Source organism: Pseudomonas sp. ICMP 8385 (assembly GCF_002699915.1).
In the GTDB taxonomy this organism is placed as follows: domain Bacteria; phylum Pseudomonadota; class Gammaproteobacteria; order Pseudomonadales; family Pseudomonadaceae; genus Aquipseudomonas; species Aquipseudomonas gessardii.
Map to the genome: position 1 here is coordinate 25,041 of NZ_LKBY01000123.1, position 13,415 is coordinate 38,455.

At 58.1% G+C, this 13,415-nt stretch carries 16 protein-coding genes; all 16 read left to right on the top strand.

All coding sequences use genetic code 11. The features are described 5' to 3' along the window. The first annotated feature begins 7 nt into the window (after positions 1–7). The 16 genes from AO268_RS24125 to AO268_RS24200 all read left to right on the top strand — a co-directional run bounded on the left by AO268_RS24125 (position 8) and on the right by AO268_RS24200 (position 13,355). Positions 8–556 (top strand): HI1506-related protein, encoded by a 549-nt coding sequence (locus AO268_RS24125; RefSeq protein WP_099170076.1) that lies wholly within the window; start codon positions 8–10, stop codon positions 554–556. Continuing rightward, positions 553–1,041 (top strand): phage protein Gp36 family protein, encoded by a 489-nt coding sequence (locus AO268_RS24130; protein WP_099170077.1) that lies wholly within the window; start codon positions 553–555, stop codon positions 1,039–1,041. The genes AO268_RS24125 and AO268_RS24130 overlap by 4 nt, the downstream gene beginning before the upstream one ends. Next, a complete protein-coding gene (locus tag AO268_RS24135) occupies positions 1,041–1,592 on the top strand; it encodes a phage protein Gp37 (RefSeq protein WP_099170078.1) in 552 nt (183 codons plus the stop codon). The genes AO268_RS24130 and AO268_RS24135 overlap by 1 nt, the downstream gene beginning before the upstream one ends. Beyond that, a complete protein-coding gene (locus AO268_RS24140) occupies positions 1,592–1,783 on the top strand; it encodes a DUF2635 domain-containing protein (RefSeq protein WP_099170079.1) in 192 nt (63 codons plus the stop codon). The genes AO268_RS24135 and AO268_RS24140 overlap by 1 nt, the downstream gene beginning before the upstream one ends. Beyond that, entirely contained in the window at positions 1,780–2,880 is a 1,101-nt protein-coding gene (locus AO268_RS24145) for a phage tail sheath subtilisin-like domain-containing protein (RefSeq protein WP_099170080.1), read from the top strand. Before AO268_RS24140 ends, AO268_RS24145 begins: the two co-directional genes overlap by 4 nt. A 13-nt stretch (positions 2,881–2,893) precedes the next feature. Beyond that, positions 2,894–3,265 carry a phage tail protein gene (locus AO268_RS24150; RefSeq protein ID WP_099170081.1) on the top strand — a complete coding sequence of 124 codons (372 nt, stop codon included), beginning with the start codon at positions 2,894–2,896 and terminating at the stop codon, positions 3,263–3,265. Positions 3,266–3,268: 3 nt separating this feature from the next. Beyond that, complete coding sequence (locus AO268_RS24155; RefSeq protein WP_099170082.1) at positions 3,269–3,655, top strand: hypothetical protein; 387 nt, start codon at positions 3,269–3,271, stop codon at positions 3,653–3,655. Positions 3,656–3,832: 177 nt separating this feature from the next. Further along, complete coding sequence (locus AO268_RS24160) at positions 3,833–6,247, top strand: phage tail tape measure protein (protein ID WP_099170083.1); 2,415 nt, start codon at positions 3,833–3,835, stop codon at positions 6,245–6,247. Next, a complete protein-coding gene (locus AO268_RS24165) occupies positions 6,244–7,707 on the top strand; it encodes a DNA circularization protein (protein ID WP_099170084.1) in 1,464 nt (487 codons plus the stop codon). Before AO268_RS24160 ends, AO268_RS24165 begins: the two co-directional genes overlap by 4 nt. After that, on the top strand, positions 7,691–8,905 hold the full coding sequence (locus tag AO268_RS24170; RefSeq protein ID WP_257154447.1) for a phage baseplate assembly protein: 1,215 nt from the start codon (positions 7,691–7,693) through the stop codon (positions 8,903–8,905). Before AO268_RS24165 ends, AO268_RS24170 begins: the two co-directional genes overlap by 17 nt. Then, a complete protein-coding gene (locus AO268_RS24175) occupies positions 8,905–9,447 on the top strand; it encodes a phage baseplate assembly protein domain-containing protein (RefSeq protein ID WP_099170085.1) in 543 nt (180 codons plus the stop codon). The genes AO268_RS24170 and AO268_RS24175 overlap by 1 nt, the downstream gene beginning before the upstream one ends. Before the next feature lie 80 nt (positions 9,448–9,527). After that, positions 9,528–9,878: a phage GP46 family protein gene (locus AO268_RS24180; protein WP_099170086.1), complete on the top strand. Its 351-nt coding sequence runs from the start codon at positions 9,528–9,530 to the stop codon at positions 9,876–9,878. A 1-nt stretch (position 9,879) separates the two neighbouring features. Next, positions 9,880–10,950, top strand: coding sequence for a baseplate J/gp47 family protein (locus AO268_RS24185; RefSeq protein ID WP_099170087.1), 1,071 nt, complete (start codon positions 9,880–9,882; stop codon positions 10,948–10,950). After that, positions 10,947–11,522 carry a YmfQ family protein gene (locus tag AO268_RS24190; RefSeq protein ID WP_099170088.1) on the top strand — a complete coding sequence of 192 codons (576 nt, stop codon included), beginning with the start codon at positions 10,947–10,949 and terminating at the stop codon, positions 11,520–11,522. Before AO268_RS24185 ends, AO268_RS24190 begins: the two co-directional genes overlap by 4 nt. Before the next feature lie 70 nt (positions 11,523–11,592). Next, positions 11,593–12,672: a hypothetical protein gene (locus AO268_RS24195; protein ID WP_099170089.1), complete on the top strand. Its 1,080-nt coding sequence runs from the start codon at positions 11,593–11,595 to the stop codon at positions 12,670–12,672. After that, positions 12,669–13,355, top strand: coding sequence for a tail fiber assembly protein (locus AO268_RS24200; protein ID WP_257154448.1), 687 nt, complete (start codon positions 12,669–12,671; stop codon positions 13,353–13,355). Before AO268_RS24195 ends, AO268_RS24200 begins: the two co-directional genes overlap by 4 nt. The last annotated feature ends 60 nt before the right edge of the window (positions 13,356–13,415 follow it).

The window sequence follows — 13,415 nt, forward strand, 5'->3', positions numbered from 1 at the left end:
GGGCGTCATGGCAACCGTTATTACGATCATCTCCAAACGTAACGGCTTTCGTCGCTGTGGTGTGGCTCACTCCGACAAGCCCAAAGACTGGCCTGTAAATGCTTTCACTGTCGAGCAATGGCAGGCGTTGCTTGCGGAGCCTCAATTGATTCTCGCGGTTAAGGAAACCAGTCTTTATCAGGCATCGGAGCAGCGCGATGAAAGCACTACGGCCGGTGCGGGGCCGCTATCGGAAGCGCCCAACACCTTACAAAACGTCCAGTCGCAGGCGCCTGAAACAAGCCCTACAACTCTGGGTGATGCAGTGGTTACCTCCGGCTCCGTGCCCGTCGACAGCGGTGTATTTGGATTTGACGGTCTGGGACCTGGGCCAATTTCCCTTGTGATCGAGCAGAACAGCGGGCAGTCGACCGTGGCTGATATCGAACTTGAAAAACTCTGGGAAGAGGCCCGCCAGGAAGAGTTGGCGCGTGAAGAGTCCAAGGATCTGGCAGCGAAAACGTCTGCGAAACCTCGTAAACCGAAGGCAACTAAGGTCGAGGGCGACGGTAAATGAACATCTCGCTACCGAGCGCCGCTCAGTTGATGCACCGATTTGGTGAAGAAGAAATCACCGTTTTGGCCGTCAAGCCGCCGCGCAAACCCATCGAATCGGACCTGCTGCTTGCGGCTGCCGAGGGTAAACCTCTGGACGACTGGTCGCCCGAGGAAGTGGAAACCGCCGTCGACGCACTGGCAAGAATCGCTGATGCCGTCAGCCGCGCTCGTAGCGAGGTCTCGTTCTACCTGCGCTTTCGCAAGACCGGCGTGGATGCGCCGGAATGGGTCGCGGATGACCTGCCCGAGTTGGCGCGGTATCACCTGCAAGGGACGGCTGTAGAAGACTCAACCATGCGCCTGCGGTATCGCGACATCATCAAACGCCTGGAAAAACTGGCGACCGAGGATGAGGCAAGGGGCGCGTCCGAGGCGGGCGATGCTGGATTGAAGATCGCCCACCAACCTCGGCTGTTCTCGCGTAGCACCTTGAGGCATCTGTGATGTTGGGTGAACTGGAGGACGGCGTTTTAGAACGGTTGAAAGAGCTGAAAAAGGCAGTGCCGCGCCTGCGCCTGGAGACTTATGGTGGCGAACTGAGTGACCCAGACTTAATGGTCAGTCTGATTGCTGGTGGCCCTTCAATCCTGATCACCACGCCCAAAATCAGTTTTAAACCACGCTCACACCGCCGCTATTCGGCAGCCCTGGTATTCCGTCTGGTCGTTTCGTCCGGGAGCGAGCGCAGGAACACGCCAAAGGCCAGCGACCCCGGCAGTTACTGGCTCTGGGGAGAGTGCCTGGCTCTGCTAACCAATTGGCAGCACAAGCCCGACGGCGCCATGGTCAGGCCAACGGAGTTTAACAACCTGGTCAACGGCAAGTTTCAGGCGCAGCACCTTTCAGTGCTGGGTCAGTCCTTCGCCGTTGAACTGGATTGGTTGATCCCTGAGTCAGACTGGCCGGACTTTAAAGGCGTTGACCTGGAATACCACACCCCATCGGACAACCCCAATCCGGTGGCCACCGACCACATCGAACTGAGGGACGTGTAATGCACGTTAAAGCTGCACCTGGTCATCGGGTGCCCCTGGAAGACGATCCGTACAAGTACATCGAAACAGCCAAGGCTGTTGATGTGCCGGATACCTCCTACTACCGGCGCCGGTTGGCAGCGGGGGAATTGATGCCCGCCGAGAAACCAAGCGGTGGTGCCAAACAACCTGCAAAGGAATCCGCTGAATGAGCATCGAATTTGAAACAATCCCGGCGTCGATTCGCAAGCCGGGCGTTTACATGGAGTTCAACCTCCGCCTGGCTGTACGCAACCTGCCGACTAACAAGCAGAACGTGTGCCTAATCGTGCCGCTTGGCGAGGGGGCGACTGTTGAGGCAAATGTCCCGAGGCCGTTCTACAGCTCGCCAGAGGCCAAAGACTTGTTCGGTGGAACCGTGGCCGAAGAAATGGCCGAAGCCTTTATCAGAGCCTACCGTTACGCCTCTATCTCCGCCGTGGGTGTGGTAGTTGAAGGTGACGCCGAGCCCGATATCAAGGCGGCGCTGGACGCTACGGCTATGGGGGGCTTTACCATTCTGGTTCCTGCTTGGTACAGCCAGACTGCGCTCACTGCATTGCGAACGCATATTCAGACCTGGACCAGCTCGATGGAGCAGCAAGGCATCATTGGTGTGGCAGCCAATACCGTCAGTTTGTCCGCAGCCACTACGTTGGCTACGTCCTTGAACTCTGGCGCTATCAGCCTGGCGTCGTTGCCTGGCACGGAATCGACTGCCCGTCAGGTCGCCGCAGCATACGCCGCTGTGATCGCCTCCGAGGAAGATCCTGCGCGGCCACTAAATACCCTGGAGGTTGCAGGAATTAAAGTTCCGCCTATGGGTAAACGGCTTGGCCGCGCTGAGCAGGAAACCGCCTTAGCTAACGGTGTGACTCCACTTGAAGTTGGGCCTGGTGAGGTTATCCAGATCGTTCGTGCAGTGACCACTTACACCAAGTCTGCGGCGGGAGCCACAGATGTGTCGCTGTTGGACCTGACAACCATCCGTACCCTGTATTACATCCGTATGGCGTGCCGTGATCGTATCCGCTTGCGCTTCCCGCGCTCCAAGCTGTCGAAAAAGACCCCAGAAGCGGTTCGCGGCGAACTACTGGACGTGCTGCTCAAGGCACAGGAGCTGGAGATCGTCGAAGAAGTCGAGGCCAATGCGGCCGGGCTGGTGGTCGAGCGTTCTGCCCAGGACGTGAGCCGCCTTAACTGCACCATTCCTGTCGATGTCGTCAACGGCCTGCATGTATTCGCCGGTCGCATCGACCTGCTCCTGTAAGAGGTGATTTTAGATGGCTGATAACTATGTAGGGCAGATCGTCCTGGAGATCAACGGCGCCGACTATGAGGTGGTGAGCGTCGAGCCGAGCCTCAAGACCGGGCGCAAGATCGTCAAGACAATGAATCGCAGCGGCCGTCCAACCGGCACGGCAAAGGGCATTGAAGATCACGAGCTGAAAGTCTCGGTGGCTATTCCTAAAAATGGTGAGCCGGACTGGCGTGCCCTGTTGGATGCCAAGCTGACGATCTATCCCCAGGACGGCGGCGGTAAGCGTGAGACCTGGACTGGTTGTTCATTGATCGACCTCGGCAGTAAGTACCAGGTGGAAGGTGAAGCCACCCGCGACCTGACCATTGCTGCTCTCAACTACTACACGGAGTAAAGAATGACTGAGCAACTGAACAAACAGTGGGACGGCCTGACAATAAGCGGCGAGCTGAACATCGGTGTGTACTTTGCAGGGACTCGGCACAAGCGTTTTACCCTACGTGTTGGTGTTACAGGAGACTGGGTCGCGGCCCAAGAGGTACATCCCAACGGTCCCTTCCAGTTGGCCGCTCTGGAAGTATTCCGCCGTCAGTTGCTGTCCCTAGGCGAAATACCTATCGAGCATCTGACCACCGAACTGCTGCGAGAGGCATTGCTTGAAAGCGATTTGGCTATCCTCGCCAAAGCCGATGGCGACCTAGAAAAAAAGCTCATGCCGCTGAGCGCGGCAACGCCGACTGGCGGCGAATCGAACACGTCCTCATCCGATACGGCTATCGCCTAGAAGAGCTACGACGCATGACCAGAGCAGAGCTTGATGCCCGTATTGGCCTGGTCACCGGCAAAGTCAAAGGCACTCGCTATGTCAGTCAGCGCCAGCGCAAGCCGTTACCAAAACCAAAAAGGTAGGCTCGATACAGGGCCTTTCCTGTTCCTGTAAGACCCTTTCTGGGAGTGCTCAATGAGTTCTGATCTGCGTGTCGCCCTTCGTATTCAGGCTACCTCAGGCAACAGCCGGCGTGAGATCGAGCAGATCAACCGCGACTTACGCAAAGCCGGTAAAGAGGGAGCGAAATCCCTGGCCGATGAAAGCTGGAAGGCATCCTCGGCCATCACCAAAGTGGGCCAGGTCGGGGCCAACAGTTATAAAACCATCCGTAGTGCCATGCGTGAAACCGCGAAGGCAGGTTCCGGCACGCGCATCGAGGTCAGCAAGACATCCGCCGAACTCAAGGAGATGGCCACCGCCGCCCGTAAGGCTGCGCGTGATGCCAAAACCGAGCTTATGGGTGCTGATCGTCAAGGTGTGCAGCCACTGCGCCAGAGTGTTGACCGGACGGAAACGTCCTTCCGGCGCATGGCTCAGAACAGCGGGCGTAGCCTTCGCACGCTGAAAACCATTGCGATGGGTGTGCGCCAGGAGTTCGACCGCATCAAGGGGCTGGGCGGCAGCATGCAGGGGCAACTGGCCGGGTTGGGGGTTGGTATTGGTGTGGTTTCCGGCCTCAAGGCTAACGCTGGGTTGGAACGTATGCTGATTCAAACTAAGCAAACAGCAGATATGTCAGGCGCACAAAAAAGCGAATGGAAAACCGAAGGCTTTAGGATTGCCAAGGACTATGGAGTAGAGCGTACTGGCGTAGACATCGGTTTCAATACGTTAATTGCATCAGGAGTTAATTACGATGCTGCTAAAGACGCCGCCGATGCCATTGGTAAAGCCACTGCCGTTACTAATGCCGACCCGGCGGTCCTAGGGGATGCTCTTATGACGGGCGCGTCGGCTTTCAACATCGACTTGAACAAAAAAGATGCTGCGCTCGACCTGCTGCAAAAGATGACTGTGGCCGGTCGGTTGGGTAGCGCTGAACTGGAGAACCTTGCCAGCCTGTTTCCCAAGCTCGGTGGTGCTGCCACAGCTGCGGGTATGTCGCTATCTCAGGCCTTGGCATTTACAGAGAGTTTATCCAAGGTTGAAAAACAACCCGAACGCCTGGGTACTTTGGCCGAGTCTACTTTGCGAGTCTTCGGTAATAAGCAGTATCGAGATCAAGTTACAAAGTCAACTGGCGTAAAGTTTTTTAATAAGGATCAAAGTATCCGCAACCCGGAAGAAGTTTTCGGAGATGTGAAACGCAAGTATGAAGCCATGAAAACCGATGAACAGCGTGCAAAGTTCATGGGAATTGTATTCAAAGGTATGGACCAAGACACGGTTCGCGGTTGGCGCAGTATGTTGACCGGCGAGCGCCTTGAAGACTTCAAATCCGGTACAAGAACGATTGATAAGTCTGCTCCGATATTTAATCAGGATTTGAAGGAGAACACCGAAAGCGCAAGCGGTACGGCGGCGCGAGTGAAAGCAACGTTGGCCGAAGCTATTGACCGAATGGCAACACCCTTGAATAAAGGGTTTTCCGATATGGGCACGTATCTGCTCGATGACTTGAACCTTTCTGGCGAGCAAATGCTTGCCGGTGGTGCTGCACTTGGTGTTGGAGGCTACTACGCCGGTCGCGGTGCCAAAGCGGGTGCGGGTGCGTTGCTCAACAAGTTCATGGGTGGCCCCGAGACGCTAAAAGGCATCGCCGTGGGCAAGGTGCTGGAAGAAGCCACAGGCGTGACATCGGTATTTGTGACCAACTGGCCTGCTGCTTCTCTGGGGGGCATTGGCGGGCCAGATCTGCCGAATGGTTCTAACTCCAGCAAGACTAAAGGCAAGCCCGGTGGATTTGTCGCCCCATGGGCTGCCCCCTTGGCGTTGGGTGCGACTGCCACCCAGATTGGTGGCGCAAGTGCGACGACAACAGATGAGGGACGACTGGACGCCGCCAAGCGAAGCAAGTTGTTGAACGACGACCAGCGTACCTATCAAACGTCCTTCTACCGTAATCGTATGGCCCTGGCCGATCAGAATCCCGACCAATCATCTGGCTGGCTGTCCGCGGAGGCCCAACGCCTGGCGCACCATGAAACTGGCCTGACAGCATCGGGTTTGCCCGTCAACGGCGCCAACACCTGGGCGCAAGGTATCGCCAATCGTGCCCTGGCTGCGGGTGCCGAAACCTTCACCGCGCAACAGCAACTCAGGGACATGATGTCGCAATCTGGCACCAGCCAGCCGTCCGCCTGGTTGGCTGCTCAGGCCCAACGCCTGGCTACACCACTGTCAGGCGGTAATGTTCCTGGTATGCCGGGCTTTGGCACCGGCGCTGCACCTGGTGCAGCCGGTGCCAATCCTGCCGCACAAGCCGCCGAGGAACGGTTGCGGGCCTTGCTCGCTCAACCATTGGTCATTGAAGTTCGTACTGACTCACACATGTTCCAGGCCGAGGTCGAGCGCCGAACCAATGTTCAAATGAGGCGCGGCGGATGAGCTGGGCAGAGAACCTGCTGGACGCCTCGTTTCGCGGCGTCCCGCTCCAGATCGAAAGCGAAAGCATGCAATGGCAGCGCGCTCTGTCAGAACATGGGACGCCGTTCAAGGATGGGGACCGAGTCAAAGACTTGGGCCGTGGCGCTCGACGTTTTCCCATGCAAGTGGTGGTGTTCGGCGTCAATTACGAGATCGAACTCCAAAACATCCTCCGCACCCTAAACACTCCAGGTACGGGCGAACTGATACACCCGGTCTATGGCAGCCTGAATGTCGTCAGCAATACCGGCGAGGTTAAGCACCACGCTGAGCGTCCCGATTATGCCGAGATCAGCATCTTGTTTGTCGAGGACACTCCCGACGCGCCGTTTTTCGAGCGGCAATTTGAGTTCGTTGATATCGGCGTGTTGGGGCTTGAAGACGAATACACCTGGCAGGATGGCATCTTTGATCTGTTCGGGCGCATTGACTCCCTGGTCGGCGAGATTCAATCGTGGATCGGTGGCGGCTGGGTAGGCCTGATCGAAAAGGCCCTGGGCCTGCCGGGCATCGGTCTGCGTTTGCAACAACTGCGCTCGCAGATCCTCGGTGTGGTGTCTGGTATTGGGTCGATGGCTAAACGGCCGTCGGGGGCGTTTGATCCTCTGGTGGATCTGATGCGCACGCCTTCCGAGATTCGGGCAGCGATCCAGGGCAGTACCCCCAGTTCGTCGACAGCACTGCTTGCCAGATCTGGCGTGCCCGCCGCATTGCCTGGCAGTGCTAGCCTGACGGCGGACGCCGCCCGTGCTGGCAGCGGCTTTTTGATCGGTGCCCGCCAAGGCGTGGCGCCGACCGTCGAGCTGCTGGTCGAAGGCGTGCCAGGTAACACCGGCACCGGCTTGGTACTACTGCCAAATGGCATGCCGGATGATCCGGTGATCGCCAGCGGTTTCGCCCTGGTAGTCCTGGTCATCACCGAACTGGCATTGGCACATGCGCAGGCGGTGGCTTCCGTCATCGAGGACGAAGCCGAAACACCGACCTTGAGCCCACTAGAGCTGGAGGGATTGGTTAACCTGGTGCGGTCCCTGGTGCAGTCATCCATCCTGTTGCAACGTCACCTGTACGACGTGGAGACCGCTCGGCCGATCATTGAGGCGTTAGTTAACCTGGTGCGGTCCCTGGTGCAGTCATCCATCCTGTTGCAACGTCACCTGTACGACGTGGAGACCGCTCGGCCGATCATTGAGGCGTTGCGCAACGTCGCCGCATTGATCCAGGCCCGCGCCCGCCAGGTCATCCTGCAAAGCCCGCCCATGATCGAGCGTGTGGTCGAAACCCCAGCGAGCCTGCGCCTGTTGGCCCACCGCTGGTACGGCGACCATACCCGTGCCGCCGAGTTGATCCGCCTCAACCCCGGCCTGAAAACGCCCCACAACATCGAAGCCGGGGAGATACTGCGTGCCTACGCCAAATAAAGCCCAGGAAGAATCCATACGCTTATCAATTGGTGGTCTGGCCCATGAAGAATGGGACGGCTGGTCGATTGAATCTGACCTGTTGATCGCGTCTGATGGTTTCGAGCTGGAGCTGTACACCAAGGATGCCACCCGCTTGCCCAGCGTGTTGGCCGAGGGTGCGCCATGCTCGCTGACCTTGGGCAAGGATCGCGTGCTGACGGGACAAATAGACGAGTTTGAACACGACATCTCCCGTCAGGGTATCTCGATGCGTATCACCGGCCGGGACCGTGCAGGACAAATAGACGAGTTTGAACACGACATCTCCCGTCAGGGTATCTCGATGCGTATCACCGGCCGGGACCGTGCCGCGCCCCTGGTCGACTGTTCGGCGCCGTTTGTCTCGATGCGCGAAGCCACACTGGCGCAGATTTTGGACCAGGTCGTCAAACCTCTGGGCATTACCCAGGTCGAGATCCGCGCAGCCCAGGCCAAGACCCGGCGCCGTGTGCAAATTGAGCCGGGCCAGAGTGCGTGGGAGGCGTTGCTCCAGGTTGCCGAGGCCAATGGTCTGTGGCCGTGGGTCGAGCCTGACGGGCGTTTGATCATCGGCGGGCCGGACTACAACGCGGCGCCAGTGGGGACACTGGTCATGCGCGAAGACGGTGTCGGCAACAACGTGCAGCGCCTCAGTGTGCGGCGTTCCATTGCCAATCGGTACAGTCAGATCACCGTCCTGGGCCAGCATGGGCAGTACGACAATGACGGACTGGACAGCAAGCGCGCCCACCTACGTTCGGTCATCCAGGACGAAACCCTAGCCCGTCGTGGGATCTTCCGGCCGAAGGTGGTCATTGATAGCTCCAGCGAGAGCCAGGATATGGCGACCACTCGCGGCCGTAAGCTGCTGGCCGATAGTCGCCTGGAAGGTTTCGAGATCCGCGCAGTGGTGATGGGCCATCGTGCCGATAACGGTCAGGTTTGGAGCCCTGGCCAGCGCGTCATCGTTCGTAGCGAGCCCCATGGATTGGATGCGACCTACTTTCTGATGTCGCGCACATTGCGCCTGACCCGCCGTGAAGGGCGCATCACCGAGTTGCGGTTGCGCGAGGATAAGTTGTGGGTGCTGGATGGCAATCCCACCAAAAAGCGCAAGGGCAAGGGTAAAAAGGCCAACCCAGATGCTGAACTTATCGAAATAATCAGGGGCGCATAATGAGCAATATGGCGCGCCTGGTGCGCGATCAGGTTAGTAGAGTGATGCGCAACGTGCGCCAGGCCTTCCGGGGCACGGCAGCACGCAACGTCCACGGCAAGTTGATTGGCATCGAAATGGAAGGCCTGGCGGGCGAGTCGGTTTCCGGCGAGCAGATGCAGTACTACGGGTTTACCTCGGCCCCGTTGCCAGGCGCCGAATTTATCGCTCTCCCCATTGGTGGCAACAGTAAACATGTGGTTGTCATCGCCAGCGAAGATGGGCGATATCGCGTGGTAATCAAGGACGGCGAGGTTGCGCTCTACACCGATGAAGGCGACTACATCCACATGAAGCGCGGCCGGTTGATCGAGATCGAGACCGACACTCTGCTAGTCAAAGCTAAGACTTTGGTTCGCTTTGAAACGCCCCTGGTCGAGATGAGCGATGACGTTAAAGCAGCGGGAGAGATCGCGGACCATACCCGGACCATGCAGGCAGATCGGCTGATCTACAACGGCCACAATCACGGTGGTGGACCGGCACCAGGTCAGCAGCAGTAACCTTAAAGCACCCTGACATGGAAATTCTTAAACCCCGCTGATACTCAGTGGCTTTTGCGTGCCCGGCACTATGCCAACCTATGGACGCAGGCATAAACCCAACCACTGGCGACTTGACGGGCCAGCGTATCAATACGCTGGGCAACGCCGTTTACATCCGCCTCATGACACCCCTCGGCACCTGGTGGAAAGACACCACCGTGGGCTCCCGCCTGCATGAGCTGAAACGCTCCAAAGACCTGCCAAGGGTCGGCATCCTCGCAAAGCAGTACGCCGAACAGGCGCTCCAGCCGCTGCTCGATGACGGCCGCGCCCAAGACATCACCATCACCGTCGAGCAGCCCCACAACGGCTGGCTTCACTTGCAAATCGACATCACCGACGCCACCGGCAATCCGCAGGTGTTTCGCCAACCTGTAAGGGTGAACTGACATGGCTTATACCGCCCCCGGCCTGGACGAGATACTGCGCGGCATCCTGCGCGACATTCGTAACCTTCAAGCCGAAGCCGATATCGGCCCCGACAGCGACAACTATGTACGCTCGGCCGCTGTGGCCTCGGCGATTGAGGGGCTGTATCAGAAGCTGGCCTGGGTATACCGCCAGATTTTCCCGGATACTGCCGACGAAGAGGAACTGATCCACGCAGCTGCCCTCCGGGGCGTTTTTCTCAAAGACCCTGTAGCGGCCACCGGTACTGCTGCCCTCAAAGGTACGTCCGGCGTAACGTTGCTGCTCGGTGCCACCTTAAAGCACGTTGTCACGGGTGAACTGTTCACCGCCAAAGCTAGCGCGAAGATTGGCACCAGTGGCACCGCCTCGGTCCTGGTGGAAGCCCAAACCGTCGGCGTTGCACTCAACGATCTGACGGGCGCCCTTGTGCTTACCAGCCCGCCGTTGGGCATGGACGCGGCCGCTACTTTCCTCGGTAAGACCACGGGCGGCGAAGAGCGGGAGACAGTCGAATCCCTGCTGGCCCGTTACCTGGACATCATCCAGTCGCCACCGGCCGGCGGTGCGGTCTCTGACTACCGCCGCTGGGCGCTGGAGGTTGATGGGGTCGCCGATGCGCTGCCTATCCCCCGGCGCAGAGGGGGTGGCACCGTTGATGTCGTCATCACAGCCAGCACTGGTAAACCTTCGGCCGAGGTCATCGCTGCATGCCTGGCACATATACAAGACCAGTGCTCAGTCATCGCCGATGTATGGGTCTACGCGCCAACTATCCGCACAGTCAACGCCGCCGCCAAAATTGAACTGGCCTCTGACTTCACCATGGCCGACGTGCAGGCAGCGGCGCAAAAGGCCTACAACATCCTCCTGGGAGCCTTGAAGCCTGGCGACACCCTCAAGCGCTCGCAGATCGAAGCCATGATCAACAACCTGGCGGGCGTCCTGGACCGTGCTGTCACGGCTCCGACCGGCAACGTCAAAGCATCCGATGATCCCGCGATTGTCGGTTGGATTCGCCCTGGCACCATTACCCTGGGGCTATTGGAATGACCACGCTCGCCGATCAACTCCGGCTGCTGCTGCCACCTGTTTCCTATGACGGTTCCGCGCCTTACCTGTCGGCCACCATTGAGGCCGAAGCTAATGCCATGGACCTGGCCGACGCTCAGGCAGGTGTGGTTTACAACACAATTTTCCCCGATTCCGGCGAAGGGCTCGCCGATTGGGAGCGGGTTCTGGCCTTGCCTGATCCCTGTCTGGTCGGCCAAGCCCAGACTGTCGGCCAGCGCGTGCAGGCTGTTATCAGCAAGCTGCCTGGCCGTGCGGGCCAAAGTAAACCCTTCTTTATCGCCCTAGCTAAGTCCCTGGGCTACGACATCACCATCACCACATTCCGACCGGCGCGAGCAGGCATAGCGCGGGCTGGCGATCCCATCAACGGTGGCGATTGGGACTTCGCCTGGAGGGTTAACGCCCCGGTCGTGACTGTCAGTTACGCCAGGGCCGGTGCTACGGGCGCTGGCGATCCTTTATCAGTCTGGGGCAACAGAGCCCTGGAGTGTCGGCTGGGTCAGATGAAGCCCGCCGAGTCCATTTTGCTGTTCGGTTACGGAGACAACTAATGCAGAAGATCAGCGACAGACAGATGAAGCCCGCCGAGTCCATTTTGCTGTTCGGTTACGGAGACAACTAATGCAGAAGATCAGCGACAGTACCAGCACAGCGAATGCCGCTGGTGAATTCACCGAAGGCAATCCGGCTGCCGGAGTTGCCGCAACGCTGTTAAAGGCTGAGTGGCTGAACGTCATTCAGCGAGAGATTGTGGCGGTTATTCTCGCTGCTGGGCTGACTCTCAACAAAAACGATGACACCCAACTGTCCGAGGCTGTCAGCGCGTTGGCTGGGTCAGCAGCTGACTTTGATAAGCTGCTGAACAAGCCCAATACGCTTGCGGGCTATGGTATTAAGGACACCTACCGTGCCGTCGATATTGATTACAGGTTAAATGGCAAGGTTGATGGAGACTGGGTTGAAGCCGTTGGGTTTGCGAGCGACAACGTAGCGCAACCGTACCTTCGCCAGAAATCGACCGGCACCAACATCCTCTTGGCATCTGCAAACCACGGCCACTCCTTTTCGAGTCTGACTGGAATCCCAACCACCCTCGCGGGGCATGGCATCTACGATGCCTTCACCAAAACGCAGGTCGAGGCATTGCTCGACGGCAGGGTGGCACAGCTGATTAACGCAGCTCCTGGTGCCTTGGATACGATTGGGGAGCTTGCTACCGCGCTTAATAACAACCCAAATTTCGCGACTGACGTAATTAATGGTCTGGCCGGCAAGGCCAACAAAGCCACGACCATAGAAGGCTATGGAATTACTGACTGTTATCGTGTTGTCGACGTGGACTACAGGCTCGGTGGCAAGGCCGACTGGGGAACCACTCTGGCCGACTATCGAATCTCGGATTGTTATCGTGCAGTCGATGTCGACTACAAGCTTGTTTTCAAGGCAGACAGGGCATCAACCGCTGCTGGTTACGGCATCACAGATGTACATACCCTCACTTCGTTCATGAAACCCACCGCCGCCCAATGGGTTTTGCTGTCCGGCGTGGGAGTTATTCCGGCGGGTGGGACGTGGGCTTACTTTATCGTTAGCTACAACAACGTCGGGACTATTGTTCAAAGTGGCGCTGGGGTGACGACGGGGGGCACAACTGTCGGTTTCTCCGGCAGTTCAAATGGCTTTGCTTGGAGAATTGCATGATGACGACTAAGAAAGAGGCGATTGTAGAGTCGTCGAATGTAACCATCGCCCGCGATCTGGAGGGAGCCGCAGCAATGACTACTATCGAGAACATCCAAAGGGTGTCCGATGGGAGCTACATGGTGACTTACAACGGGGTGCCCCATCACGTCGTAAAGCTGGAGTCGCCCGAGTTATACGCCCAAGTCCTTGCGGGCATAGAGGGTGGGGCAAAAGTCGAAAAATACCTGGGGTCGAGTGTTCCTGATGAGTTGAAGGCTCTGATCCCAGAGCCAGCGATTGAGAATATCCAAAGCCGATCCGACGGAAGCTATGTTGTCAGCTACAAGGGCCTCCCATTTCACGCCACCAAGCTAGAGACCCCCGAGGTTTACGAGCAAGTCCTTGCAAATATTGAAGCGGGTGAGCCTGTTGCCGAGTATCAGGAGCGCATTATTCCTCCCCCCAGCCCAACTGAAGAAGCGCAAGGCGAGATTGTCCGGTTACGGGCCATAGTTGATTACGCCATCGCTCCCCTTCAAGACGCTGTGGATATTGACGTGGCATCAGATACTGACGTGGTGGCGCTCAAGGCCTGGAAGAAGTACCGGGTGGCCCTGAGCCGAGTGCATGAGCAACAGGGTTACCCCCTGAAAATCGAGTGGCCTGCGGTGCCAATCATCGCGCCTAACTCTGCAAGTTGAAGCCTAATGGGCCGTGCCAATCATCGCGCAACGCGGTGCCAAATCCGGCGCGCGCTTACA